1 pseudogene is annotated in these 513 nt (G+C 47.4%); it reads left to right on the top strand.

Annotated features, from left to right (window positions below):
• Positions 1-513, top strand: a pseudogene (locus F959_RS16945) (YadA-like family protein); the annotation flags it as partial.

Genomic DNA, 513 nt, shown 5'->3' with positions numbered 1-513 from the left:
GCAAGCAATGGTGCCAATGCAGGTGCGATCAAAGCGGGTGACACCGTTGACATCGGTACAGCAGCAGGCGAAAGCAACCTCCAAGTGACGAAGAGTGGCAACACCATTCAATACAGCTTAAGCCGCGACCTTGACCTTGACAGCGTGACCACAGGCAACAGCAAGCTCGACAACAGTGGCTTAGTGATTACAGGTGGCCCAAGCATCACGACTACAGGTATTGATGCTGCGAACACCAACATCAGCAATGTTGCGGATGCGACCACAGCAGACCAAGCGGTGAACAAAGGCCAATTGGATGCAGTAGCATCAGACTTGGCAGCGACCGACAATGCTGCAGTTAAATACGATGATGCAACAGCGAAAGATAAAGTGACTTTAGCTGGTGCAACTGGTACGATATTGACAAATGTTAAAACAGGTGATGTTTCATCAACTTCTACTGATGCGGTAAATGGAAGTCAATTATTTGCAACAAATCAGAATGTAGATAAGAACACTTCTGATATTGCG

The sequence above is a fragment of the Acinetobacter venetianus RAG-1 = CIP 110063 genome (assembly GCF_000368585.1).
Taxonomy (GTDB): Bacteria; Pseudomonadota; Gammaproteobacteria; order Pseudomonadales; family Moraxellaceae; genus Acinetobacter; species Acinetobacter venetianus.
The sequence above is the reverse complement of the archived record's forward strand: the minus strand, read 5'-3'. Positions and strand labels throughout refer to the sequence as shown.